Raw genomic sequence first — 23,719 nt, 5'->3', positions numbered from 1 at the left:
AATGGGACAAAGCTGATTGGAGCCAGGCTCTCTATGGAGCTATGAAAAGACCAACTTGGCCAGTTCTTCACTGAGTGCGTTTGGATTTAAAATTAGATAGTCAGAGAAAACACTATTTAAAATTTTCTTTTCCGAAACTCGAAGCATATCGGCAGGAGCCTTATATATTTCTGTCTTATTTCCACCGATTGCATCCGTAAGAAAATAGTTATGAATAAACTCTCCTTGATGATTTATTGTAATCATCCTTGAGGAATTGTGTGCAAATGCCGAGGTGTGGAATGCAGACCCAATAAATCCGCATACGGCCTTATATTTCTTAAAAATTGAGACCTGTTCTCTAAAAGAAAGATCCTGCGGATGGACTATATCAAAACCCAAGGCACGTAATGCGACCTCGAGTTCCTGTTCTCCGACAATCCCATTGGATGGCTTCGCAACTTTACTTCTAGATAGATAAACAGGTTTATCAATCTTCAATGTTTGGGGCTCGGCAAGAAACTCCTCGATCTTTCTATAGAGAGGCCTCGCTGCCTCTAATGTCACAGCATGGTTCAGCTGAACACACGGTCCAGGAATCCAAATATCACGAAGGCGCTCTGGTTTTCGGCACTCATAAATATCATTCAGGGATATCCCGAGAGCGTCCATTATTTCAGAAATATATGGAATATTATACCACTGATCGGTACTTGCAGAATCAGATTGAAAGACAATTCTTCTTCCATTTAACCCATGCTTTGCTACAGGCCAAAGACGACATAAGCTCTCAAGTATTACGTGACCGTAATTCCTTCCTGGTTCAGGGAATATTTTGCCACCATAAATGAAACCGGACTGAGAATTATCTTCTACCTCTTCAAGCAAGCAAGAAAGCTCAGCTTTCTGAAACGGCATATAGTTTTTAAACCAATAGTCGATTGTGATATCTATGGATTTTCCCTGCGCGTCGAATACGCCCCACGCTCCGCCCTTAACCAGAGGCGTTATAATAGCCTCCTGATAAAATTCATAACTAGGTAACCCCTCTCTAAACACCAAGGAGTTCCTGATGTTTTCAACTGGAAATACATTTAACTTACCGAACTCACTCATCTTAAATCATCCCTCAGGAAGTGTATGTTAAAGAAGGGTATGACGTCACTACCCAAGGAATTAGGAGGCAAAGCGTGCCCTTGACCTACAAATATATGATCAGAGTAATTTTTTATATTTCGAACCTCAAATGTTATCTCCCATAATACCCGTTATGCGGTTAGCCACCCGACATCGGGTTTCCTATCACCCCCATATTTAGCGGGCTACCGCGCTACGCGCCTCCTTCGGTAACCGAGGCTTACCGCATGGACAAAACATGTCCCCTCAAAAGGCGCTCCAATATGAGACCAAGCGCTAGTGTCACGACTCCAAAGCCAATCGTATAAGTCCGATCCAGCAGATGCTCACCATACCCCTCGTAATATGCAGCACGCATCCACTCAACGACCTGAAGAGCGGGATTATAGGATAGCCAAGTTCGGAATGGATCGGGTATCGCACTCGGGACGAACATGACGCCTGACGAAGCCCAAACGGCCACATTCAATAGTGCGTAACCCGTCATCCACATCTGAAACACCATCATGATAACGCTGTTTAGGACGCCCATGCCCAATCCGAGTAGGATCGCGGCCAAAATGGCGCCAAATGCCTCGGCCATATCCTGCGGGGCTATAGGAATTCCGAAAAACCACCCCAAAACAATCATGACTATCGCGACGGCAAAAGCCGATAAGATCTCCAGCACGGCGCTGGCAATTAGGACATCCAGCAACTTCACTTCCGGCAATCCCAACAACGGCCTGTTCGCCGCCAGATCCACCATCATGAAACGGGCCAGATAGGAGAAAACCATAAAGGGCACAGATCCGGTAGCGATAAACAACACGGCGCTTTCGCCGAAGGGAGCCGATCGCCCTCCGATGGTAAATATCGCAATCAACAGCAGGATGTGTGCAACAGGCCATCCTACCGCGAGCAGGTAACCCGTACCATGAGCGAAAAATCGCGTTCTTATCGTACGCAATAGGACTGCAGCGAGTACCTGCCGTTGCCGCCGCACCGCGGCCCAAAAGCTCGGTACCTGATATCCAAGCATTGTCATCATACCCATCCCGATATGTCAGCTACTGGACAAACGTAGCAGATGGAAAGTGATGCATCCGCTGTCCTAAGAAAATTGATCGAAAACGTTCAGATTATACAAGATTGAGTACAAAGCCTGTAATGCAACTAAGCAATTTAGTGTTAGCCAATCTGACCATAGAACGGTTGCAAATTCAAAACAAAGCATAAACTCTCTATCGCGTGTTTTACAACCAAAACAATCTTCTCATTTTTGAAGCAGTATCGACAATCGAAGTGGAGATAACACTACATTCATCGAAGTACCGAATTACTCCGTATTCGCCCAGAGAGATATTTGACCACTCTTTCCAAATATCAGAGTAGTCACTCGACAAAACCTCCGACTCTGGATCCAGATTTGTAATTGCCACAAGGCCTGTTGGAGCTGCATCAAATACATATATATCTAGATCTGGTCTATTTTTCTTTAAAATTGGAAGTACTTTCCAAACATCTCCCGTCCACGGGACAGCGCCGCCTGGATATTCCCGAACGGTCATTTCGTTATTGAAAGGCAACATGTCATGAAGAAATATAATCGAATTCTTTTTGCAATGCCGTTCCGTATTATAAAAATCTCGAAGTAGTGTTTCCGCCTCGTGTAATCCATCCAGAAAAGCCATATCAATTTTTGCAGATAACAATGATGTCGGGTTATATTCCGCAAAAAAACGATCGCTTGGCATAGAAAATAACATCGTTACCGGTCTTTTATTATTTACAGATTCAGGAGATACGGTAAACATCGGATCAATTGCAATAGAATTGCAGGCAGAATTGGAAAGGGAGGCGCCAGTTGCAGTTCCAATCTCCAGATAGGTTCTAGGCTTAAGAAAATCGTGAAATTTCTTTAAAAAACTGTAATATATCTCTCCGCTTGAACGAACATAATTCTCAGAAGAGAGACTTCCCTGCTCATATATCTCAGACATCTTTCAAGCCTTTATTGCATAATAATGGCACTAAGCTTAGATATACAAAAGTTATATTGCAACATTATTGCTAATAACTTTTAATTTTTGCCATGTATACCTTGAGTTTCGCTCTATCCTCAAATCACAGACTTTATTCCAAATTGCAAGCCAGGAATAGTTCACCGTTCTTGAAGACGAGCTCTCATCAACCATCAGTTTCGATATATCTGAATTGGATGTGCAGAGATAGAGGACCTTGCCATCCGCTTTGACGCCCGCCGCAGAACATACCAAGCGTGCTCCTTGCTAGGCTCGAGAAGCCGATGATTCCGGAGTGATAGTCCTCTTGGATTCAACCCCTGAATTAACCCAATCTGCGTGATTACACCTCTATCCTGGTCTTTCGAATGCTGACAGCTCGGAGGCAGGATAGCCATGGCGGTGGAGATGCGGCCTGCGCAGGCGTTGCGGCTCTGGCATGATGTGATGCTGAACCTCGTGCGCGACGCCCAGCCGGATTTGTCGAGCCGGCAGCTTGCCATCCTGCTTACCGTCTACCTGGAAGCCCCGCCGCATACCGTGCGCGGCCTTGCCGCCAAACTCGATGTCACCAAGCCGGTGATCACCCGCGCCCTCGACAGCCTGGCCAAGCTTAAGCTCACGGCGCGCCGGCGCGATGAATTCGATCGGCGCAATGTCATCATCCAGCGCACGGTGGACGGTGCGCTCTATGTCGAGAAGCTCGGCGATATCCTGGTTGCTCTCGGCCGGGATCTGCCACGATGAGCGGCCTGGAGCATCGCTCCGTCAAGCAGATAGCCATTTTCAGCAGGGGCGATACGATACCGGTAAATGGAGGCGCGAGCCGCGGCGAAGTGCTTGCAGCCCCTAGCTGCCTGCTTCATTGATGACACCGCCAATTTCAAGGACGAAACCCTTTGACTGCCTATGATCGTCGTATCACACCGGCCCGGCCGGACCTTGCCGCCGCTTCGTTGCGCGGCATCGTCGCGGCACCGCGCTATGTCGTGGGCAGCGAGCGCCGTGTGATCGAGACGGCGGTGCCGCTGCGGCCCGACCCGGATTTCTCGGCCTCCATCGATACCGAACTGCTCTTCGGCGAAACCTTCACCGTCTATGACGAGATGGAAGGCTGGGCCTGGGGCCAGGCCGGCCGGGACGGCTATGTCGGCTGGCTGTCCGCCAATGCGCTGGCGGCCCCGCGCCCGGCCACCCACCGCATCAGCGTGCTGCGCAGCTTCATCTATCCCGTGCCGTCCATCAAGGCGCCGGTGATGCAGGCCCTGAGCCATGGCTCCGCGCTTGCCGTGGTTGCCAGCGAGGGGCAGTTCCTTCGCCTCGAGGATTGGGGCTTCGTTTTCGCCGCCCATGCCAGGCCCGTCGAATTCAAGGAGGATGATACGGTCGCGGTCGCCGAGCGTTTCCTCGGCGTGCCCTATCTGTGGGGCGGCAAATCGAGCCTCGGCCTCGATTGTTCGGCCCTGGTGCAGACGGCGCGCCATGCCTGCGGCCTTGCCTGCCCGCGCGACAGCGACATGCAGGAAGGCGCGGTGCCGGGCGAAAGGCTCGATCCCGCCGGACCTCTTTCGCAATTGCGGCGGGGTGACCTCCTGTTCTGGAAAGGCCATGTCGCCATGGTCCGTGACGACAGGACGATGATCCACGCCACCGGCCATACCATGACCGTGATGGTCGAGGACCTAGCCGAAGGCATTGCGCGCATCGCCGCGGCGGGCAGCCCGTTGCGCAGCATCATCAGGCCGGCCTGACCCGGAAAGGACGGGTCGGAAATCATCCATTTCGGACCGCAGGAGACACCGTTCCATGACCTCGCCTGAAGGAGGATCAGCCAAGGCCCCAGCCTCCGCGGGCCCGGCAAAGACGAAAGAGTTTGGATTGTCGATGCAGGACAAGCTCGCCGCGGGCATCGCCTCCGGCCTGCTGCGCGACCTGCATGTGGTCCTCGCCAGCCAAGGCGGACACGTCATCCTCGAACATTATCTGACCGGGACGGACGAAAGCTGGGGGCGACCGCTCGGCGAGGTCGGTTTCGGGCCGGAGACGCTGCATGACCTGCGCTCGGTCACCAAGAGCATCGTCGGCCTGCTCTATGGCATTGCCCTCGATCGCAAGCTCGTGCCGCCACCCGACGCGCCCCTGCTGCCGCATTTTCCGGACTATCCCGATCTCCTTGCCGCACCTGATCGGCAAGGACTGCGGATCGAGCATGCCCTCACCATGACGCTCGGCCTCGAATGGGACGAGGAGCGGCCCTATACCGATCCGCTGAACAGCGAGATCGCCATGGAAATGGCGCCGGATCGCTACCGCTTCATTCTTGACCGGCCCGTCGTTGCGGAGCCTGGCACGCGCTGGATCTATTCGGGCGGGAGCGTCGCCCTGGTCGGTGAGCTGATTCGGCGCGGAACCGGCAAGACCCTGCCTGAATTCGCCAGGGAGACGCTGTTCGGCCCACTCGGCATTGACAGCTTCGAATGGATCACCGGTGACGACGGCGTCGCCTCGGCGGCCTCGGGCCTGCGCCTGCGCGGCGCCGACCTGCTGCGCATCGGCGAGCTGGTGCTCGCCAAGGGCCTTTGGAACGGCGACCGAATCATATCGCAGGCCTGGATCGAGGCCTCGTTGAAGCATGCCATACCGACGGGTGACGGGCTGGCCTATGGCCGGCTGTGGTTCATCGGCGAGGCAGCGACCACGGCATTGCCCGGTGGCGAACATCCCTGGTTCGCCGGCTTCGGCAATGGCGGCCAGCGCCTATGGCTGATGCCGGACGCCGGCATCGCTGCCGTGATCTATTCGGGCAAGTACAACGCACCCGACGCCTGGGTGACCCCGACGCGCATCTGGCGCGAGATCATTCTCGCCAACGCAGGAAAAGCCTGAAGCAGTCTCCGCGGCCTATTTCGGCGCCGTGCCGTTGAAGGCAAGGATCTCGCCGGCGAGATAGAGTGAGCCGGTAAGCACCACGCGCGGCGCCACCGGAAAGACTTCGCTGGCGATCGCCTCGAGCGCGGACTGGAGGCTGCCATGGGCCTGGGCAGCGAGCCCGGCCTGGCGCGCGGCTTCGGCCACCGCCTCGGGCGATCGGGAAGCCGCGCTGTGTTCGATCGGCACGGTATGCACCTCGCGGGCGAGGCCGGCGAAATTGTGCAGAAAGCCGTCGGAATCCTTGGTGGTGAGCATGCCGGTCACCAGCACCAACGGCCGGGGATGACGTTCCTCCAGCTCGGCGAGGGCCTCGGCGAGCACGCGGCCGCCATCGACATTGTGGCTGCCGTCAAGCCAGATTTCAGAGCCGGCCGGCAGCAGCGCCGGAATGATACCCTGAGCGATGCGCTGCAGACGGGCAGGCCATTCCACCACCTGCATCGCCTTCTCGAAATGAGCATCCTCGACGGTGAACAGGCTCTGGTTGCGCAGCGCGGCGATGGCAAGGCCGGCGTTGCGATGCTGGTGCCGCCCGGCAAGGCGGGGCAGGGACAGGTCGAGCAGGCCGCGCTCGTCCTGATAGACCAGGCGGCCATTCTCCTCATGCATGTCGAAATCCTGCCCACCGATGACGAGCGGCGCACCGACCCGGGCCGCCACGGCCTCGATCACGGCGCGAACCGCATCGATCTGCGGATAGATCACCCCCGGGGCGCCGCGCTTGAGGATGCCGGCCTTCTCGCGGGCGATGCCCTCGATGTCGGTGCCGAGAAAATCGGCATGGTCATGCGAGATCGAGGTGATCACGCTGAGCAGCGGCTTGTCGATGACATTGGTGGTGTCCATGCGCCCGCCAAGCCCCACTTCCAGCAGCAGGACATCGGCCGGATTCTCGGCGAACAGTTTGAAGGCGGCCGCCGTGGTGATCTCGAAGAAGGTGATTGGCGCGCCGTCATTGGCCTGCTCGCAGGCTTCGAAAGCCTCGATGAGCTTGTCCTCGCTCACCAGAGCACCACCGCCAGCGCTCCCCTTGGGCTGAGCCAGCCGGATGCGCTCGTGGAAATGCACCAGATGGGGCGAGGTATAGACGTGGACGCCGTAGCCGGCGGCTTCCAGCGCCGCGCGCATGAAGGCGATGGTCGAGCCCTTGCCATTGGTGCCGGCGACGTGGATCACCGGGGGCACCTGCCGTTCGGGATGGCCGAGCTTGGCCAGCAGCACCTCGATCCGGTCGAGCGAAAGATCGATCTTCTTGGGATGCAGCGCCATGAAGCGGGAGAGATAGGCGTCGGACTGCGTCATGGCGGCGATAGGGCCTCGAATTGAGCCGGCTCGGACAGAACCGGAAGGGAAACGGCACACCGTCAGCCTTACCTTTTCCCCCGGCGCGGGGCCAGACCCTTTCTTGCCCGGCGTCATGCCTCCCAGTCGATACGCCGGCGACAGATCGAAGCAACCACCGCCCCGGTAAAGGCAAAGGGAAGGAACCAGCCCATCCATCCGCCGGAGAAGACCAGCATCGGAATGCCGGCAGACAATGCGCCGATCAGCGCCCAGAACGCCGGCAGTCGCGCACCGACATTCCGCTCGCCCAACCAAGCCAGCAGCACGGCGCCGGTCATTGCCAGAGGAAAGGCGATAATGGTGCCGACGATGCAGAAGGCGAGCCCCACGGTCGGTGCAAGACCCACGGCCACCGTCAGGAAATCGGGCAGGGTCCGCGCGTCGAAGGGTATGGGCTTGGCCGCGTATTGCGCCGAGGCTGTCAGAGCCAGACCGAGCAAGAAGGCCGGCCCAGCGGCAATCGACGCCAGGCCGACACTGGCCATGTTTACGGAACGCGGACGCATCACGGCCTCGTCAAGGCGACACCATGGCTTCCTCGACCGGCGTTGCCGCGGGCCGATGCAGGTCGCCGAGCCAGCCATTCACCTTGCGACCGAACTGGGCGATCGCACCCATGTTGAAGAAGTGCATGGCGCCGAGCACCAGCACGGCCAGACCCACCTTGCCGCTCAGGAAACGTATGGCCCCGGTGACGGTGGTCGGCTCTTCGCCCAGACTGAGAGAGAGGGTGATGAAGCCGATATTGACGAGATAGAAGCCGACGATGAGCAGATGGTTGGTCGAACGCGCCAGGCTCTCGTTCTGGCCGAAGCACTGGGTCAGGAAGACCAGGCCGCTGCGCGACAGGGTCCGCGCCACCCAGATGGTGATGCCGATGGCAATGACGAGGTAGAGGGCATAGGCAATCTCAGTCATGTCGTTTCCTATCGTTATATCCGTTATTTCTGAATATTCAGAAATAAAATGACGCGAGAAAGTTGAAAACGGCCTCGCATCTCGCCGCTCTATTCCTTGCTTCTTCCCGGAATGAAACGCGCGACCTTGCCACCGAGCTTCATCAAGGTGACGAGGGTGGGCTTGGGCAGCACCCGGACCTGCTCGTACCAGCCGCTCAACGTGGACATGAAGTCGTGCAGGCGCGTCACGCGCTCGCGGATGTGGGCCGGCGCATTGCCGTCACGCTGCAGCTTTTCGGAAAGCTCGCCGAGCAACTGGATGGTGGGGTCGATCTCGCGCCGCTTGCGTTCGATGGCAATGCGCATGAGCATTTCCCAAAGATCGGTCTCGGCGACGAAATGGTCACGCCTGTCACCCTCGACATGGACGCGCCGGACGATGTTGTAGCCCTGCAATTCCTTGAGCGCGGTCGAGACGTTGGAACGCGCCAGGCCCAGTTCCCCGACGATGGTTTCCGCATCGACGGGCCTGTCGGACAAATAGAGCAGCGCATGCACCTGCGCCACCGAGCGGTTGACTCCCCAATAGGTCCCCATCTCGCCCCAATGGAGCACGAAGGTCTTGGCTTCGGGGTAGTCGAGCAGGCGCATGATTTATCCTATTTCTGTAAAAACAGAAATAACAGGCATGAGCGAGAGAGTCAATCCGGCGACCTGCCCCGGGTGCACGGCATCTTGCCCGTACTTCCGATCCTGCAACCGCAGTGCTTCCAAGAACGGGCAAGATGCCCGTGCATCCGAAATCGCGCCCTCAAGAAGGGCCTAGCCTCCCGTGAAGGTCAGGCCGCTTCCGCCGGGATCTCCTTGGGCGGTGTCTTGGTCAGCAGGCGGCAGATGCGCGCGACCGTGGCCTTCATCTCGTTGCGATGCACGACCATGTCGACCATGCCGTGCTCCTGCAGATATTCGGAGCGCTGGAAACCTTCAGGCAGCTTTTCGCGAATGGTCTGCTCGATGACGCGCGGGCCGGCAAAACCGATCAGGGCGCCGGGCTCGGCCAATTGCACGTCGCCGAGCATGGCATAGGAAGCGGTGATACCGCCCGTGGTCGGGTTGGTCAGCACCACGATATAGGGCTTCCTGGTTTCCCGGAAACGCTGGATCGCAACCGTGGTACGCGCCATCTGCATCAGGGACAGAATGCCTTCCTGCATGCGCATCCCGCCACCGCACGCGAACACCACGAAGGGAACGCCGCGGTCGGCCGCCGTGAGCAGGCCCTTGACCACCGCCTCGCCGGCCGCCATGCCGAGCGAACCGCCCATGAAGTCAAAATCCTGCACGGCAACCACCGTCGGCAGGCCGTCGATCGTACCGGCGCCCAGCTTCACCGCATCCGTCATGCCTGTCTTGGTGCGGGCATCCTTCAGCCGGTCGACATAGCGCTTCTCGTCCTTGAACTTGAGCGGATCCGCCACGACCTCGGGAAGCGCGATGTCTTCCCATTTGCCGTCATCGAACATCAGCTTGAGGCGCTGTGTCGCCGTCATGCGCATGTGATAATTCGAGGCGGGAATGACGTAGTTGTTCTGTTCCAGGTCCTTGTGAAAGACCATCTGCCCCGTCTCGGGATCCTTGATCCAGAGATTCTCAGGCGTGTCGCGGCGCGAGAAGAAATCCTTGATGCGCGGCGGAACGACATTGGCGATCCAGTTCATGGGATACCTTTAAAGCACGGGGCGCCCGCCCTAGGCGGGCTGAGGCTGCTATCAATCATTATTGCCTTACTTAGCCGTTCCGAACGTCTTTGTCAGCGTCCCCGGCGCATGACCGACGACACACGCTGGACGGCGCGCCCGAACCGCGCAATATGTAAGACGAATCCACGCTCAGATTGAAAAGCATCAGGGAGTTCCAGGGATGGCGAACGCCATTTATCCAGATCTGAAAGGCCGCACCGTCGTCATCACCGGCGGCGGGCAGGGCATCGGCGCCGCCACCGTCAGGCTGTTCGCCGAGCAGGGGGCCAAGGTCGGCTTCATTGACATTGCGGAAAAGCCGTCCCAAGCCCTGGCCGACGAGCTCAGTGGGGCCGGCGCCACCGTCCTGTTCAAGAAGGCCGATATCACCGACATCGAAGCCCTGAAGGACGCGATCGCCGATATCAGCGCCACGCTCGGCCCGGTCACCGTGCTGATCAACAATGCCGCCCATGACCAGCGCCACAAATTCTTTGAGGTGACGCCCGACTATTTCGACGACCGGATCGCCGTCAACCTCAAGCATGCCTTCTTCGCCGCCCAGGCAGCCATCCCCGACATGATCGCCGCCGGCGGCGGCACCATCGTCAATCTCGGTTCCGGCTCCTGGCTGATGGGCTCGGAGGATCTGAGCGCCTATGCCACCGCCAAATCGGCCGCCTACGGACTGACCCGCGTGCTGGCCCGTGAATTCGGCAAGGACAATGTCCGCGTCAATTGCGTCATTCCCGGCTGGATCATGACGGAACGCCAGCTCTCGCTCTGGGTCGACAAGGCGGGCGAGGAAGCGATCGCGCGCAACCAGGTGCTCAAGCGCAAGCTGGTGCCCGACGATATCGCCAAGGCGGTGCTCTTCCTCGCGTCCGAGCAATCCTCGGGCATGACCAACCAGCAGATCATCGTGGATGGTGGCTGGTATTGAGCCATCGAGGATCGTCGAGGATCAGGTGTCGCGATCTTCGACATCGATGAAGGCTTCAGATGAAGGATTGATGCGCGCCATGGCGCTTGCGCGGCGGCGAGCGGGCGGGCATGTAAACGCGACAACCCCAACATCAACCTGATTGGACCAGCATGACTTCCGAACTCATTGCCGTGGATTGGGGCACCAGCCGTTTTCGCGCCTATCGACTCGATAGCGCCGGCAAGGTGCTCGACCGCGTCTCGGCTGAGGATGGCATGTCGACAGTTCCGGCCGGCGGCTTCGCTGCCGTGCTGGAGCGCCATTGCGGCGCCTGGATGAAGGCGAGCCCCGACGCTCCGGTGCTGATGGCCGGCATGGTCGGCGCCCGCAATGGCTGGGCCGAGGCCGCCTACGCGCCCTGTCCCGCCTCCCCCAGGAGCCTGGCAGAAGCAATGCTGCGGATCGACGAGCGGGTTTCGATCATTCCCGGTGTCATCGCACACGATGAAACGGGTCCCGACGTGATGCGCGGCGAAGAAACCCTGATCTTCGGCACCGATGTCCGCGACGGCCTCGTCTGCCTGCCAGGCACCCATTCCAAATGGGCACGGGTGGAGGATGGCATCATCACCGGCTTTGCCACCTTCATGACGGGCGAGACCTACGCCCTCTATCGCCAGCACAGCCTGCTCGCCCGCCTCGCCGCAGAACCCGAGGACCTCACCGGCTTCGACGACGGCCTGGAGGCCGCCACCGACGAACGCGGTCTGCTGAACCGCCTGTTCCAGGCCCGCACCCGCGTGCTTGCCGGGGAGATGAGCGGCGAGAAGGTGGGACCCTATCTCTCGGGCCTTTTGATCAATGCCGAGATCGAGGGCGCCTTCAAGCGCTATGGCGCGGACCATCTCGTCACGCTGGTCGCCGACGGCGTGCTGGCCAAGCGCTATGTTGCGGCGCTGAGGGCTCGCGGCAACGCCATCGAGATCATCGCGCCCGAACGCGCTTTCCTCGATGGTCTTTCCGCCCTTGCCACGGCCCGGTGACATCAGGCCCCAATCAACAACAAGGATAAAACCATGAGCCTCACCCTCGCCTCCGCCCTGGCCGAGATGCCGCTGGTCGCCATCCTGCGTGGGGTCAAGCCGGATGAGGTGGAAGCCATCGCCGAGGCGATCGTCGCGGCCGGCATCCGCATCCTGGAAGTACCGCTCAACTCGCCCGCCCCCCTCACCTCCATCGGCCTTCTCGCCCGTAGCCTCGCCGGACGCGCCTTGGTGGGTGCCGGTACCGTGCTCACCGTTAAGGATGTTGCCGGCGTCGCCGAGGCGGGCGGCACGGTGATCGTCTCGCCCAACACCAATGTCGAGGTGATCCGGGCCAGCAAGGCGCGCGGTCTCCTGTCCCTGCCGGGTTTTTTCACCCCGACCGAAGCCTTCGCCGCGCTGGAGGCCGGAGCCGATGCGCTGAAGCTGTTCCCAGCCGAGATGGCATCGCCGGCCGCCGTCAAGGCCATGCGCGCCGTGCTGCCCCGCAACACCAAGATGCTGGTGGTCGGCGGCGTCTCGCCACAGACCATTCCGCCCTATCTTGCCGTCGGCGTCGACGGCTTCGGCGTGGGTTCGGACCTCTATGCGGTCGGTCGCAGCGCCGCCGAGGTCGGCGAGCGTGCGGCTGGCCTCACCGCCGCCATCCGGGCCCTCCAGGGCGAGCGCACGGCCTGAACCTTTCGGAGCGCGGACTTCCAGTCCGCTCTTAGAGACGATATTGTTGCCAACAGATGCGGACTGGAAGTCTGCACTCCAACAATCGAGGAAACCGCCCTATGATCGTCGTGTTCGGTTCGCTTGGCGTGGACCTGGTCACCAATGTCAGCCATATCCCCCACCCTGGCGAAACCGTGCTGTGCGAAGGCTATTTCATGGTACCTGGCGGCAAGGGTGCCAATCAGGCGGTGTCGGCGGCGCGCGCCGGCTCCAAGACCGCCATCATCGGTTCGCGTGGCAATGACGGCTTTGCCGATCTCGCCCTTTCGGTAATGCGGGAAGCGGGCGTCGATGTCGCGCCGGTGCTGCCGGTCGACAAGCCGACCTGCGTCGCCCTGATCACGGTGGACGAGAAGGCCGAGAACGCCATCGTCGTCGCCTCCGGCGCGAACCAGGCCACGCGCGCCCAGCAGCTGGAGACCTTCGACCTTGCCAAGGGTGACATCGTGCTGCTGCAGCGCGAGATCCGCGACTCCGAGAATTTTGCCGCGATCAAGCACGCCAAATCGCGCGGCGCCCGTGTCGTCTTCAACGTGGCGCCAGCCGGCCCGCTCCCCGAAGAAATGCTGCGGCTGGTCGACGATCTCGTCGTCAATGAGCATGAGGCTCTGGTGGTCGCCAGGGCCGCCGGCATTGAAACCGCCGACCCGATCGAAGCCGCCCGGTTGATCAATGAACGCTTCGGCTGCGCCGGCATCGTCACGCTGGGCGCCGAAGGCGTGGTCGGCTGGAGCAATGGCGCCCGCTACGCGGCACCGGCTCTCAAGGTGACGCCGGTTGACACCACCGCCGCCGGAGACAGCTTCACCGGCGCCTATGCCGCGGCTCTCGATCAGGGGCTTGGCCTGGAGGTTGCCCTGGCTCGCGGTGCCGCCAGCGGTTCACTGGCCTGCACGCGACCCGGTGCCCAATCCAGCATTCCGACCAAGGCCGAGATCGACGACGCCATGCGCAATTCATAGGCTTAAGATGGGAGTGGGGCAGCGAGATCTTGCCGGTACGGAAGTTCAACCTCCCCTTGTCGCCACGGCTCCGGCGTGGTACCCGCGCGCTGGCTCGGTGGCCTGCCATGATCGGCCGGTTACTGGTTTACCTTTCCTAGAGTATGGCGCGTCCAAGCCGGAGCGAGCCTTGCTTTAGCCCTTTGTTCTGATGCGTCACTGCCAGGTTGGGCGGCCTTGCCGAACCATGGGGCGCTCTGGAGCGGTTTTTTCTTCGGCCCAAGGGCTGCACACCCACAAGGAACTCGAAATGGCGAACGAACAGCAGAACGGCCCCGAAGAGGCGCAGGAAGTCCAGCCCGCCCTCAACGTGCTGGCGCAATACATCAAGGACCTCTCCTTCGAGAACCCGAACGCACCGCGCTCGCTCGGCAATTTGCAGAACTCGCCGCAGATCCAGCTCACCGTCAACGTCAACGGCAAGCCGCTCGGCGGCCCGGACTATGAAGTGGAGCTTTCGATCGAGGGCGGCGCCGGCGAGGGCGCCAACACTCTGTTCAAGTTCGAGCTGCTCTACGGCGCGGTGATCCGTCTCGCCGGCATTCCCGAAGACAATGTCCACGCCATGGTGATGATCGAAGGCCCGCGCCTGCTCTTCCCCTTCGCCCGCCAGATCATCGCCGATTGCACGCGCAATGGCGGCTTCCCGCCCTTGATGATCGACCCGATCGATTTCGTAGCGCTCTACCGCAACCGCCTCGCCCAGAGCCAGCCGACCGTCGGTCAGGCCTGACGATCGCCGGACTGCGAAACTCTCCTGGACAGGGCCGGCGGCGCGATTTCGACGCGCCGCCGGTATGTTGTGAAACAAGTGCCATTCCCGAAGCCGCGCTAAAGTGCGTTGTGATTTGAATGAGTCCCTTCAAATCGCAAAGACGCTCTAGCCAATCCGACGGATTGGCTTGGAAACAATGAGCTGGAGCAGGCAAGCGTTCAGTCATGAGCGCGCTTTGCTTCAGGATCGGATGTCGATCATCCGGCCGCACTCCGCAGACGCAAGGACCGGAGGCAGGAGGAATTGGCTTGGGAATGCGGCGGCTGATCGTCGGATGCCTTGCCGCGGCCATGCTTGCCGGTGGCAGCATTTATCTCGTCGGCCAGCAACTGCGCAGTTGCGGCCTCCTCGACGTCTGGCTCCGCCGCAGCGGCTGCATCGCCGCCTATGAATTTTCGAATCTGTTCGACGGCAGAAGCCTCAACAATCCGGCCATGGCGTTCGAAGGCGAAAGCGATCGCCTGGCCTTGGCGATGACCGAAACCCAGCCGGCTACCGCTGCCGGCGTCATTCCCCAACGCTATACATTGCTGGAAGTGTCGGCCGAATCAGGCATGATTCTGCGCCGTACCCCGCTGGGCGACTTCGAGGAGGGCCGCCTCAACGGCGCCATCCTGCTCTCCTGGAATGGTCGCCATGCCGTGATGGCCGTGCCGCAGCCAGGCAAAGCGGCCGCCACGGAACAGGTGGCGGCGACCCTCAGGCTCATGCCCCTGACCAGTGGCGATCCCGGGTGGGAGAAGCCGATGGACGACATCCCGACGAGCCGTTCCGGTTTCGGCCAGTTCGACCCGGACAATCAGCGGTTTCGGCTTTTCACCAGAGCCTGGACGATCGGGGGAGAAAAGATCGATCGGGGCCAGGTGAACTGGAACAAGGCGCTCGGCTCCAGCGACATGCCGGTGAATATGCCCGACGGCACCACGGCGGTGGTCCGCGCCAACCAGGGCGTGATCGAGATCGTGCAGGCCGATGGCCGCAGATCGAGCCACGATCTCGGCATTGCCAAGCAGCAGATTTCGACCAACTGGCTGCTGCTGTCGCCGGATGGACGCAGATTGTCACTGATCCTGCGTCCGGTCGAGGCAGACGGTATTCTACAGGTCTGGGACATGAGGACCGGCCAGCGCCTCATCAACGCTGCCGTCCCCAGGCTTGCCACGGAAGCGGCCTGGTCCGCCGATGGCCGCCGCCTTGCAGTCCGGCGCGATGGTCGCGAGGGTTCGGGCTACGCCCTGTTCGCCATTGGCGACTGATACCTTCGAACATACTGACACGTCGCCATGACGCTCATCGGCGCCGGCACGCTGCGATGAATGAAAGCCGACACCGGTTCACCGCAAGGGTGGACATAGAAGCGATTCTTCCCTCTCATACCCCATCACGGAGTTGGCTTGGCATGCGTGGAACCCTTGCAAGACGCGCCTCCGAACGACAGCGGTGGCACTTTCGCGCAGGTTTCGCCGTCATACTCGTCCTGTTGCTCGCCCCGACGGACGGAAGGGCGGTGCTGCCGGCCTCCCCTCAATTGGAACGGGAGAGCCGGAACGCCCTGATGAAGGCGCTCGGCGAGGCCGGTATTTCCGAAACCGGCAGTTCCGCCGTGTTGAGCACGCTACTGTCGGTGCTGGGCACCGAGCCAGCGGCCCGGCAATATCGCTACAGCGAACCCTATCCGCAGCTGCCAGACGTCACCGCCACAGCGGTGCCCGCCGAAGCGGACTGCGCCAGGGCGGAATTAACCGTCTTGCCCAAGACGGAACCAAGACGCCCGGTAACGCTCCACGGTCTCTATTGTTTGGTGGACAGGGCGAGCTACACTTGGCGTGGCCGTTCCCTGCAGGTCGAACCCCGCTGAAGCTTCTCACCAGGACCGGCTCTTCCCGGGGAAACGTGTCTTCGATGGCTTGGTCTTTTTGCAACCCGGCATGAAATCGCAGGAAGCGGGTGGCATCGGCCCGGCCGGTGCTGCAGATCTTGAGAAAGCCCGCTTCTCGGATCTGCACCATGACGAGACCTGCCACTCCCAATAACCCGATGGGGCCCGTCGAATGGGGCCTGTTGCTCACTCTCTCCCTGCTATGGGGCGGGTCCTTCTTCTTCACCGGCATCGCGATCAAGGCCCTACCGCCGTTCACCATTGTCCTGCTGCGCGTCGGCCTCGCCGCACTCATCCTGCTGGCCGTCCTGTCGTTCCACGGCCAATCCCTGCCGCGTGAACCTCGCCTTTGGGCCGCCTTTTTCGGCATGGGCCTGCTCAACAACGTCACGCCCTTCTGCCTGATCGTCTGGGGCCAGACCGAGATCGCCTCCGGCCTTGCCGCCATCCTCAATGCCACGACGCCCCTATGGACGGTAATCGCCGCCCATTTCCTGACGGCGGAAGAACGCATGACCGGCAATCGCCTCGCCGGCGTGATGATCGGACTGTCGGGCGTGGCCCTGATGGTTGGCCCCCAGGCCCTTGCGGACCTGGGCGCGCAGTTTGCCGCGCAATGTGCCGTGCTCGGCGCTGCCATCTCCTACGCGCTCGCCGCTATTTTCGGCCGCCGCTTCAAAGCCCTCGGCGTCGCGCCGATGGTCACCGCCACCGGGCAGGTCACGGCTTCTACCCTGATACTGGTGCCGGTTGCGATCCTCGTCGACCAGCCCTGGACGCTGGCCATGCCGGGTCTGACGGTCTGGGCGGCAATCCTCGCCCTGGCCGCCTTGTCCACGGCGCTCGCCTATGTCCTCTATTTCCGCATCCTGACCACGGCAGGCGCCACCAATCTGGCCCTGGTGACCTTTCTCATCCCGATCAGCGCCATCCTGCTCGGCGCACTCGTTCTCGGAGAAAGGCTCGAACTGAAGCATTTTGCCGGGATGGCCTTGATCGGCCTGGCTTTGGTGGCGATCGACGGACGTCTTTTCAGGCGCCTGCGCGCAGCATGAGGCGAGCAGAGGGCCGATCTTCAGACCGTTAACCCACCAGCCCCGTCACGGTGCATATTTCTTCCACAAGGCATTCTCGCCCAGGCCAGCAATGAAGGCCTCGTGGGCGGCCAGTTCCTCGGGTCTGATGCGCGATGGCAATCCTTTGGGGCGGGGCCTGACCGCGCCGCCGCCGGCGCGGGCGACGATGGCGGCGGAGGCCGAAGCAAGGCTGAGCGCCGTCTGGCGTCCACCGGTCAGCTCGATATAGACCTCGGCCAGGATCTCGGCGTCGAGCAAGGCGCCATGCTTGACGCGCTTGGAATTGTCGATGCCGTAGCGCTGACACAGTTCATCGAGCGAAGCGCGCGCGCCGGGGTGCTTGCGCCGGGCCATGGCCAGGGTGTCGACCACCCGGTCCAACTGCAAGACAGCCTTGTTGACGCGCTTCAGCTCCGCATTGAGGAATCGCATGTCGAAGCCGGCATTGTGGATGACGAGATGGGCGTCACCAATGAAATCGACGAATTCCTGGGCGAGCTCGGCGAAGAGCGGCTTGTCGGACAGGAACTCGGCGGAAAGCCCATGCACGTTGAAGGCCTCCACCGGCATGTCGCGCTCGGGGTTGAAATATTTGTGCCAGGTGGCGCCGGTGGGATTGCGGTCGAGCATCTCCACACAGCCGATCTCGACCAGCCGATGCCCTTCATTGGGATCAAGGCCGGTGGTTTCAGTATCGAGGATGATCTCGCGCATGAAAGGCTTCCGACTCAAGCGGTGGAGGACAGGGCTGTGATTATGGCATCCACCTGATTCTGGGCAAAGTCGAGACCCCTGCTTGAATCGATGATGAAATGGGCGCGGCGGCGCTTTTCCACGTCCGGCACCTGCCGAGCCAGAATGATGGCGAAGCGTTCCTCGTCCATGCCGGGACGCGCCATTACGCGCTCGCGCTGGATGCGGGCAGGAGCCGAGACCACCGCGACCGCCCGGCAGCGCCGCTCGCCGCCGGTTTCATAGAGCAGGGGGATATCGAGCACGGCAAGGTTCGCCCCCTTGTCACGAGCCGACGCCAGGAAATTCTGTTCGGCGGCATGCACGAGAGGATGCACGATCGCCTCAAGGGTCCGCATCGCCTCGGCATTGCCGAATACCTGCCGCCCGAGCTTGGCGCGATCGATTACGCCCTTCACGGTCACGCCGGGAAAGGCGGCCTCCACGGCGGCCACCGCCGGTCCGGCATAAAGACGATGGACGGTGGCATCGGCATCGTGCACGGGAATGCCGCGCGCCCGGAACATCGCCGCCGTTGCCGACTTGCCCATGCCGATCGAGCCGGTCAGGCCAAGAACGAAGGTCATCATCGCCTCCTAGAGCAAAACGCATTCATGACTGAACGCTTGTTCGCTCCAACTCTTTGTTTCCAGGCCAATCCAACGGATTGGCTAGAGCTCTTCTGCGATTAGAAATAGACGTTCTCATCGTAAAACGCTTTGGATACGGACACGAATGTCCGCGCATCGTGATCACATTGAAGCCTGTCGCCAGGCAGGGATCACCCGAAAAATCCCATCCCCCGGCAGAATACACGCGCATCCCCATTCGTGGGCAAGCGCGCGTATTCTGCAAACGTTTCATATCTTGCGGATTGAACTCGATCGAATGCATGGATGCGATCGAGTTCAACCTGCTTGCGCCTCGATATCCGCCAGCACCAGCGCCCGCAATTGCGGCGTCACCTCGGGCCTGGCGCCGAACCAGTGCTCGAAGCCGGGAACAGCCTGATGCAGGAGCATGCCGAGCCCATCCACCGTGGCAAGGCCGAACCGCCGGGCCGCAGCGAGCAGCGGCGTCTCCAGCGGCACATAGACGATGTCGGTCACCAACGCCGATTTCGGCAGGTGCGAGAGGTCGAGATCGAGCGGCGGCTGGCCCTTCATGCCGAGCGAGGTGGTATTGACCAGGAGATCGGCCCCTTCGAGAGCGGTTTCGGCCTGGTCCCAGGCCAGCGCCTTCACCTTCGAGCCGAAATGGCGAGCAAGAGCTTCGGCGCGTTCCAGCGTGCGGTTGATCAGCAGGATCTCAGCGGCGCCACGCTGGATGAGGCCGTAGAGAATGGCCCGGGACGCGCCGCCGGCACCGAGCACGACTGCCCGCCTCAGATTATCGCTCCAGCCTGGGGCCTCCTGGTCGAGATTGGCAAGGAAGCCGGCGACATCGGTATTCATGCCCTTGAGCACGCCGTCTTCAAACCAGAGCGTGTTGACGGCCTCGAGCTCGCGCGCGACAGGATCGTCCACGCTGGCAAGGCGGAAGGCCGCTTCCTTGTGCGGCACGGTGACGTTTCCGCCGGTAAAGCCCCGATCGGCCAGCGTGGTGGCAAAGGCTTGGAAGGCGGCCGGCTCGACCGCGATGCGTTCGTAACTGCCCTGAATGCCCAGCTCCTTCAGCCAGAAACCGTGGATCAGCGGCGAACGTGAATGGGAGATGGGATAGCCGACGACGAAGGCGCGTTTCATGGCGTGTCCTGTAAAGGCTCAGGCAGTCGCAAGACCATGCTCGCGCAACGTGGCAAGCAGGGGCAGCAGGGGGAGACCGAGAATGGTGAAATAATCACCCTCGATGGCCTCGAACAGGGTCACGCCCAGCCCTTCGAGCTGATAGCAGCCGACGCTGCCCAGGATCGACTCTCCCGCTCGGGCAAGATAATCGTCGAGAAAGGCATCTGAGAAATTGCGCATGGTGAGGCGGGCGCTGGCAACGCCGCTCGCCAGAACCTCTCCATCCCTCGCCAGGGCATAGGCGGAATGGAGTTCGTGGCACCGCCCGCGCAAAACAAGAAGCTTGTCGCGGGCCTCCGCCAGCGTGGCCACCTTGGAAAAGCGCTGCTCGCCCAAAGCCATGGTCTGATCGGCGCCAATCACCACGGCACCCGGCTCGGTGCGCGAAACGGCCAGAGCCTTTTCACGGGCGAGTGCCTCGGCAACCCGGTCGGGAGCCAGGTTGTCCGCCTGCCATCGGCGTTCGAAGCCACGCTCGTCGATCGCTGCCGGGATCGTCTCGATCGCAAGCCCGGCCGCCCTCAGCATCTCGCCGCGAATGGCGGATTTGGAGGCCAGTACAAAGCGCGCTGATACTCCGGCAGCTTGATCCTGAGCCCGACCGTCAACTTTTTTCATTGGTCTGAAAATCCCGTTTTTCTGCCTTGCCTTAGCAGCCCATCCGGCTTTTGCGTAGGGTAGCGGCCAAAAATGCCGCATGATCGCTGCTTTCAGCCGCAGGGGTTGCCTGAAAATCCTGCACACCGGCCCGTTGCAAACCAGCTGATATTGTGATCACATTATCGAAAGCCAAGAAAAATGAACCGAGACGAGCCTGGCCGCGAGCCAAGGCAGATGAGGGGTTGTGCGTGCCGGACGGAACGGTTGTCAATTCAATCGAAGTTCGCGATGTGCGGAAGGTTTTCGGCGCTGGCGACAGTGCCTTCGTCGCTCTGGATACGGTGAGCGTATCCATTCGCCAGAATGAGTTCTTTACCCTGCTCGGACCATCCGGCTGCGGCAAGACCACGCTGTTGCGCCTGATCGCAGGGTTCGATTTCCCCACCTCCGGGCAGATCCTGCTCTATGGCGAAGACATTGCCAGCCTGCCGCCCTTCAAGCGGCCGGTCAACACCGTGTTCCAGAGCTATGCCCTCTTCCCGCACATGTCGGTGGCCGAGAATATCGGCTTCGGCCTGGAGATGCTGGGCAAGCCCAAGGCCGAAATCGGGGCACGCGTTGCGCAGATGCTGCGCCTGGTGCGCATGGAGCACCTGGCCGATCGCAAGACCAGCCAGATCTCCGGCGGCCAGCAGCAGCGTGTCGCCCTCGCGCGCGCTTTGGCGCCCCAACCCAAGGTGCTGTTGCTCGACGAGCCCCTGTCGGCACTCGACTACAAGCTGCGCAAGGAGATGCAGCTCGAGCTCAAGCGCCTGCAGCACGAGACCGGCATCACCTTCATCTTCGTCACGCATGACCAGGAGGAAGCCCTGGCCATGTCGGACCGTATCGCAGTGATGTCCGCAGGGCGGATCCTGCAGGTGGGCGCCCCGCGCGACATCTACGACACGCCGGCCGAGCGCTTCGTCGCCGAGTTCATCGGCGAGACCAATTTCATCGAAACCGATTTTCTGGGCCGCGACGGCGCCCAGGCGCGCGTCAAGCTGCCTTCGGGGCGCGAGATCAAGGCCGGCCTCAGCGACGGGCATCAGCCCGCCGACAAGACCTGGCTGGTGGTGCGTCCCGAACATGCGCAGCTCACCACCGGCGAAGACGCTCTCCTGGCCGGTACGGTCGAGAATGTCGTCTATCTCGGCACCGATACGCATTTTCACCTGCGTCTCGATCACGGGCCCCGCTTCACCGTGCGCCGGCAGAATACAAGCGCTCAGGCCGCAGGCGGCGACACTTTCACCGGCTCCAGCGAGAGCTTCCAGCCGGGCCAACGCGCCGGCGTGGTCTTCGCCGAAGGCACAGCCCGGGTGTTGAGGGACTGATGGCAGAGGCCGCCGAAATCGCATCCAAAGCCCGGCGGAGCGAAATCCGCAATCGCTGGCTGCTCTCCACCCCCGCCTTGCTGGTGATCCTGCTCGCGGCCACCGGCCCGCTCCTGATCGTGCTGATCTATTCCTTCCTGGAGCCCGGTCCCTATGGCGACGTGAAATGGAACTTCTCCACGGAGGCGTGGACCTCGGTGTTCTTCGAACGCGACATGTTCGACGACACGCTGTCGCTGGCCAGCGCCCACCTCACCATCTTCTGGCGCTCGGTGAAGCTGGCGCTGATGACCACGGTGGTCACCTTGGCGTTCGGCTTTCCAACCGCCTATTTCATCTCGACGCGACCGGCCAACCGGCGTGACCTCTGGCTGTTCCTGATCACCATTCCGTTCTGGACCAATCTTCTGATCCGCACCTTCGCCGTGCTGCAGATCATCCGGAACGAGGGCCTGTTCAACACGATGCTGATCAAGCTTGGCGTGATCTCGGCGCCGTTGCAGATCCTCTATACCGATACCGCCATCCTGGCGGGCATGGCCTATGTCTATCTGCCGCTGATGGTGCTGCCGATCTATGCCAGCATGGAAAAGTTCGACTTCCGTCTGGTCGAAGCGGGCTATGACCTCTATGCCAGCCGCTTCCAGGTACTCCGCCGCATCATCGTGCCGTTGACCAAGCCCGGCATCGTCGCCGGCTCCATCCTGGTGTTCATCCCGGCGCTCGGCGCCTATGTCACGCCGAACCTGCTCGGCGGCGGCAAGAACATGATGCTGTCCAACCTTATCGAGCTGCAATTCGGCCAGGGCCGCAACTGGCCGCTGGGTGCCTCGCTCTCCATCACGGTGATGGCGATCGTGATGGTGGCGCTGCTGGTCTATGTGCGCAACACCGGCGGTTCGGGAGTGAAACATGGCTGAGCCCTTCTCCATCCGCCGCCAGCCCGGCTTCACCACCATCGCGCTCCTCTGCTTCGTGCTGCTCTATCTGCCGATCGTGGTGATGGTTGTTTATGCCTTCAACGAAGCGACATCGGTCTCCACCTGGGGTGGCTTTTCGCTGAAATGGTTCACGGCGGCCTGGAACAACGACCAGGTGGTCGACGCCACGCTGCGCTCCTTCCAGATCGCCACCGTCGCCGCGGTGCTCTCCACCATCTGCGCCACCATGGCGGCCCTGGCGACCACGCGCACCGAAGCCTATCGAGGCCTCACCTTCACCTATTCGGCCATCAACCAGCCATTGATGGTGCCGGAAATCGTCACCGGGGTGGCGCTGCTGATCTTCTTCTCTCGCATCAAGATCGTCACCGGCTATGATGGCCTGGCTTATCTGATCGCCGCCCATACCGCCTTCTGCGTGCCCTTCGCCTATCTGCCGATCCGGGCACGTCTGGAGGGCATGGACCTGACTTTGGAGCGCGCGGCCGCCGATCTCTATGCCACGCCATGGCGAACCTTCCGGCGCGTGACGCTGCCGCTGCTCTGGCCTGGCATCCTCGCCGGCCTGATGCTGGCCTTCGTCACCTCACTCGACGACGTGGTGATCACCGAATTCGTCAAATCCGGTGGCCAGGATACGCTGCCGACCTACATGCTCGGCCAGCTGCGCCGCGGTGTCACACCCGAAGTCAATGCGCTGTCGACGGTCTTCCTGCTGCTGTCCGTCGTCATCGTCACGATTTTCTTCTTCATCAGCAGGAAGAAAGACTGATGCGCCGGGCGGAGCGAAGCTCGCATCTTCGCCCGGCCGCCACATCGCCACTCAGGTTGG

General features: G+C 60.9%; 26 protein-coding genes. 14 read left to right on the top strand and 12 right to left on the bottom strand.

Features of this window, described 5'->3' with window-relative positions; genetic code table 11:
- Positions 1–39: 39 nt before the first annotated feature.
- The 3 genes from ACZYTC_RS19385 to ACZYTC_RS19375 form a co-directional block, all read right to left on the bottom strand.
- A complete protein-coding gene (locus ACZYTC_RS19385; protein WP_488990316.1) occupies positions 40–1,095 on the bottom strand; it encodes a glycosyltransferase family 61 protein in 1,056 nt (351 codons plus the stop codon).
- Positions 1,096–1,336: 241 nt separating this feature from the next.
- On the bottom strand, positions 1,337–2,146 hold the full coding sequence (locus ACZYTC_RS19380; RefSeq protein WP_488990315.1) for an ABC transporter permease: 810 nt from the start codon (positions 2,144–2,146) through the stop codon (positions 1,337–1,339).
- Between the two features lie 205 nt (positions 2,147–2,351).
- Positions 2,352–3,098, bottom strand: coding sequence for a class I SAM-dependent methyltransferase (locus tag ACZYTC_RS19375; protein ID WP_488990314.1), 747 nt, complete (start codon positions 3,096–3,098; stop codon positions 2,352–2,354).
- 417 nt (positions 3,099–3,515) lie between these two features.
- On the opposite strand from ACZYTC_RS19375, the gene ACZYTC_RS19370 reads away from it, so the two are divergent.
- The 3 genes from ACZYTC_RS19370 (at position 3,516) to ACZYTC_RS19360 (ending at position 6,005) form a co-directional block, all read left to right on the top strand.
- The gene (locus tag ACZYTC_RS19370; RefSeq protein ID WP_434958877.1) at positions 3,516–3,866 is read left to right on the top strand and encodes a MarR family transcriptional regulator; all 351 of its coding nucleotides are present in this window, start codon (positions 3,516–3,518) and stop codon (positions 3,864–3,866) included.
- A gap of 152 nt (positions 3,867–4,018) precedes the next feature.
- Positions 4,019–4,870: a C40 family peptidase gene (locus ACZYTC_RS19365; RefSeq protein ID WP_481273319.1), complete on the top strand. Its 852-nt coding sequence runs from the start codon at positions 4,019–4,021 to the stop codon at positions 4,868–4,870.
- Between the two features lie 133 nt (positions 4,871–5,003).
- Positions 5,004–6,005 (top strand): serine hydrolase domain-containing protein, encoded by a 1,002-nt coding sequence (locus ACZYTC_RS19360; RefSeq protein WP_488990313.1) that lies wholly within the window; start codon positions 5,004–5,006, stop codon positions 6,003–6,005.
- A 15-nt stretch (positions 6,006–6,020) separates the two neighbouring features.
- Here the strand turns inward: ACZYTC_RS19360 and ACZYTC_RS19355 are convergent, their stop codons facing one another.
- The 5 genes from ACZYTC_RS19355 to accD all read right to left on the bottom strand — a co-directional run bounded on the left by ACZYTC_RS19355 (position 6,021) and on the right by accD (position 10,011).
- Positions 6,021–7,352, bottom strand: coding sequence for a bifunctional folylpolyglutamate synthase/dihydrofolate synthase (locus tag ACZYTC_RS19355; protein ID WP_488990312.1), 1,332 nt, complete (start codon positions 7,350–7,352; stop codon positions 6,021–6,023).
- Between the two features lie 113 nt (positions 7,353–7,465).
- Entirely contained in the window at positions 7,466–7,900 is a 435-nt protein-coding gene (locus ACZYTC_RS19350; protein WP_488990311.1) for a hypothetical protein, read from the bottom strand.
- A gap of 10 nt (positions 7,901–7,910) precedes the next feature.
- The gene (locus tag ACZYTC_RS19345) at positions 7,911–8,312 is read right to left on the bottom strand and encodes a hypothetical protein (protein ID WP_434958882.1); all 402 of its coding nucleotides are present in this window, start codon (positions 8,310–8,312) and stop codon (positions 7,911–7,913) included.
- A gap of 89 nt (positions 8,313–8,401) precedes the next feature.
- Positions 8,402–8,944 carry a GbsR/MarR family transcriptional regulator gene (locus ACZYTC_RS19340; protein ID WP_441772213.1) on the bottom strand — a complete coding sequence of 181 codons (543 nt, stop codon included), beginning with the start codon at positions 8,942–8,944 and terminating at the stop codon, positions 8,402–8,404.
- A gap of 188 nt (positions 8,945–9,132) precedes the next feature.
- Positions 9,133–10,011, bottom strand: coding sequence for an acetyl-CoA carboxylase, carboxyltransferase subunit beta (accD, locus tag ACZYTC_RS19335; RefSeq protein WP_488990310.1), 879 nt, complete (start codon positions 10,009–10,011; stop codon positions 9,133–9,135).
- A 202-nt stretch (positions 10,012–10,213) separates the two neighbouring features.
- Here accD and ACZYTC_RS19330 point away from each other — a divergent pair, with 202 nt between their 5' ends.
- From ACZYTC_RS19330 to ACZYTC_RS19295, 8 genes are all read left to right on the top strand, one after another.
- Positions 10,214–10,975: an SDR family NAD(P)-dependent oxidoreductase gene (locus tag ACZYTC_RS19330; protein WP_488990309.1), complete on the top strand. Its 762-nt coding sequence runs from the start codon at positions 10,214–10,216 to the stop codon at positions 10,973–10,975.
- A gap of 152 nt (positions 10,976–11,127) precedes the next feature.
- The gene (locus ACZYTC_RS19325) at positions 11,128–12,000 is read left to right on the top strand and encodes a 2-dehydro-3-deoxygalactonokinase (RefSeq protein WP_434958886.1); all 873 of its coding nucleotides are present in this window, start codon (positions 11,128–11,130) and stop codon (positions 11,998–12,000) included.
- Positions 12,001–12,033: 33 nt separating this feature from the next.
- Positions 12,034–12,678, top strand: coding sequence for a 2-dehydro-3-deoxy-6-phosphogalactonate aldolase (locus tag ACZYTC_RS19320; RefSeq protein WP_488990308.1), 645 nt, complete (start codon positions 12,034–12,036; stop codon positions 12,676–12,678).
- 101 nt (positions 12,679–12,779) lie between these two features.
- The gene (locus ACZYTC_RS19315; protein ID WP_488990307.1) at positions 12,780–13,682 is read left to right on the top strand and encodes a ribokinase; all 903 of its coding nucleotides are present in this window, start codon (positions 12,780–12,782) and stop codon (positions 13,680–13,682) included.
- A 289-nt stretch (positions 13,683–13,971) separates the two neighbouring features.
- Complete coding sequence (gene secB / locus ACZYTC_RS19310; protein ID WP_434958889.1) at positions 13,972–14,454, top strand: protein-export chaperone SecB; 483 nt, start codon at positions 13,972–13,974, stop codon at positions 14,452–14,454.
- 296 nt (positions 14,455–14,750) lie between these two features.
- Positions 14,751–15,752 carry a hypothetical protein gene (locus tag ACZYTC_RS19305; protein WP_488990306.1) on the top strand — a complete coding sequence of 334 codons (1,002 nt, stop codon included), beginning with the start codon at positions 14,751–14,753 and terminating at the stop codon, positions 15,750–15,752.
- Between the two features lie 143 nt (positions 15,753–15,895).
- Positions 15,896–16,354: a hypothetical protein gene (locus tag ACZYTC_RS19300; protein ID WP_488990305.1), complete on the top strand. Its 459-nt coding sequence runs from the start codon at positions 15,896–15,898 to the stop codon at positions 16,352–16,354.
- 149 nt (positions 16,355–16,503) lie between these two features.
- Positions 16,504–17,430: a DMT family transporter gene (locus ACZYTC_RS19295; protein ID WP_441772208.1), complete on the top strand. Its 927-nt coding sequence runs from the start codon at positions 16,504–16,506 to the stop codon at positions 17,428–17,430.
- Between the two features lie 45 nt (positions 17,431–17,475).
- On the opposite strand, the gene dnaQ is transcribed toward ACZYTC_RS19295, so the two are convergent.
- From dnaQ to ACZYTC_RS19275, 4 genes are all read right to left on the bottom strand, one after another.
- Entirely contained in the window at positions 17,476–18,165 is a 690-nt protein-coding gene (gene dnaQ / locus ACZYTC_RS19290; RefSeq protein WP_441772207.1) for a DNA polymerase III subunit epsilon, read from the bottom strand.
- 14 nt (positions 18,166–18,179) lie between these two features.
- The gene (gene coaE, locus ACZYTC_RS19285; protein WP_434959738.1) at positions 18,180–18,770 is read right to left on the bottom strand and encodes a dephospho-CoA kinase; all 591 of its coding nucleotides are present in this window, start codon (positions 18,768–18,770) and stop codon (positions 18,180–18,182) included.
- A 321-nt stretch (positions 18,771–19,091) separates the two neighbouring features.
- Positions 19,092–19,928: a shikimate dehydrogenase gene (locus tag ACZYTC_RS19280; RefSeq protein WP_488990304.1), complete on the bottom strand. Its 837-nt coding sequence runs from the start codon at positions 19,926–19,928 to the stop codon at positions 19,092–19,094.
- An 18-nt stretch (positions 19,929–19,946) separates the two neighbouring features.
- Entirely contained in the window at positions 19,947–20,588 is a 642-nt protein-coding gene (locus ACZYTC_RS19275) for a Maf family protein (protein WP_434958895.1), read from the bottom strand.
- Between the two features lie 230 nt (positions 20,589–20,818).
- Here ACZYTC_RS19275 and ACZYTC_RS19270 point away from each other — a divergent pair, with 230 nt between their 5' ends.
- Genes ACZYTC_RS19270 through ACZYTC_RS19260 form a run of 3 tightly spaced genes read left to right on the top strand, consistent with a single transcriptional unit; the run spans position 20,819 to position 23,659 of the window.
- Complete coding sequence (locus ACZYTC_RS19270) at positions 20,819–21,946, top strand: ABC transporter ATP-binding protein (protein ID WP_434958896.1); 1,128 nt, start codon at positions 20,819–20,821, stop codon at positions 21,944–21,946.
- The gene (locus ACZYTC_RS19265; RefSeq protein WP_434958897.1) at positions 21,946–22,866 is read left to right on the top strand and encodes an ABC transporter permease; all 921 of its coding nucleotides are present in this window, start codon (positions 21,946–21,948) and stop codon (positions 22,864–22,866) included. Before ACZYTC_RS19270 ends, ACZYTC_RS19265 begins: the two co-directional genes overlap by 1 nt.
- Positions 22,859–23,659, top strand: coding sequence for an ABC transporter permease (locus tag ACZYTC_RS19260; RefSeq protein ID WP_454811559.1), 801 nt, complete (start codon positions 22,859–22,861; stop codon positions 23,657–23,659). The genes ACZYTC_RS19265 and ACZYTC_RS19260 overlap by 8 nt, the downstream gene beginning before the upstream one ends.
- Positions 23,660–23,719 lie beyond the last annotated feature (60 nt).

This window comes from Labrys sp. F242 (genome assembly GCF_057813875.1).
This window is presented reverse-complemented; position numbering and strand designations above follow the sequence as displayed.